Origin of the sequence: Bartonella sp. AA18HLJMS (assembly GCF_042197245.1) — a bacterium.
Taxonomy (GTDB): domain Bacteria; phylum Pseudomonadota; class Alphaproteobacteria; order Rhizobiales; family Rhizobiaceae; genus Bartonella.
Map to the genome: position 1 here is coordinate 1 of NZ_JBHIRP010000064.1, position 1,214 is coordinate 1,214.

The following is a 1,214-nucleotide window of genomic DNA, read 5'->3' on the forward strand; positions in this document are numbered from 1 at the left end:
GAATGCGAAATGCCAAAATTGGCGACGCTATATTGACGGCTGCCCACTTCAATCTTATTGCCAAGAAGGTAATTGTTGGTTCTTTTATAAGAAAGACCCAAATTCAAGGTTGTAAGGGAAACACTATCACGGTAAAGAACCCTGCTTGTACTGGCGTGCAACTCACTGGAATCCCCCGTCGTCTCAATATCGGTAAAATTGCCAGGGATTATGCTTTGGTAATTATAAACAGTGCCATTCAATCCAAAGGTCCAATAACCATATGGAATACTCACACTCGCTGAAATGTTATTGCTATGTCCTTCTTGCTTGCTCCCACCCCAATAATCGGGCTCACTGCGTTGATAGTTAAAATCCCACGCATCATTCATCCCTAAAATATTTTCTACCCTCAAGCCCGCACTATAACGCGCATAACCCGTGGAAGATTGTCCCATATTGTCATGAGAAACAGTAACCTTGAACGTTTTATCGGGATGATTGTTAATATTGACAATGGTGCTCCCTTCTTCACGCCCTGGAAGAAGTTCGCTTTGAGCGTGTGCTGAACTCAAACGGTTGATCTGATCAAGCCCCTGTTCAATATCGCGCATGTTCAGAACATGACCTTGAAGCCCAGGAAAAGCACTCCATACAACATTATTATAACGAGATGCCGGTGAACCATTATAGTAAATCTCTGAAAGCTTGCCCTCAATGACAACAAATTTGAGCGTCTTGCTGTTTTTGATATCTTGATCAGGAATGTAAAAACGCGCCGTTACATAGCCTTGATCCAAATAAACTTTGGTTAACTTCTTGATTAAGAGCTGAATATCGACAAGACCGATACATCTTCCAACATAAGGCTCTGTTACGGCTGATATAGAGCGCTTTTTGACATGATGCACTCCCTCAACAACAACAGCATGAATTGGAAAACATTGCTTCCCACCCAAAAGCGTTTCTGGATTTTGCTCTGAAGGCGTCTTTATCCTTTTAGGCGTTAAAGACCGTAATTTCTCAATTCTTTCTAATTGCTGCTTTTCTGAATACCTACGAGAAAAATTATCTGTTGGGGAATGAAAAATAGCTGAGGAGCGCGCATAAACATTTACACCTGTAAACAAGCCAAAGAAAACAAAAATGGCACGAAAAATTCTCAAAAGAGAACTTTGGCGTAAAAATACACAAAACAATACAGATTGCCCCCGCTTTGCACTATTCATGAAGCA

At 41.2% G+C, this 1,214-nt stretch carries 1 protein-coding gene; it reads right to left on the minus strand.

Annotation, left to right across the window (positions count from 1 at the left end; all coding sequences use genetic code 11):
- A partial coding sequence (locus ACFINW_RS09910; RefSeq protein WP_375674261.1) for a ShlB/FhaC/HecB family hemolysin secretion/activation protein occupies nt 1–1,208 on the minus strand: 1,208 nt, incomplete at its 3' end.
- Nucleotides 1,209–1,214 lie beyond the last annotated feature (6 nt).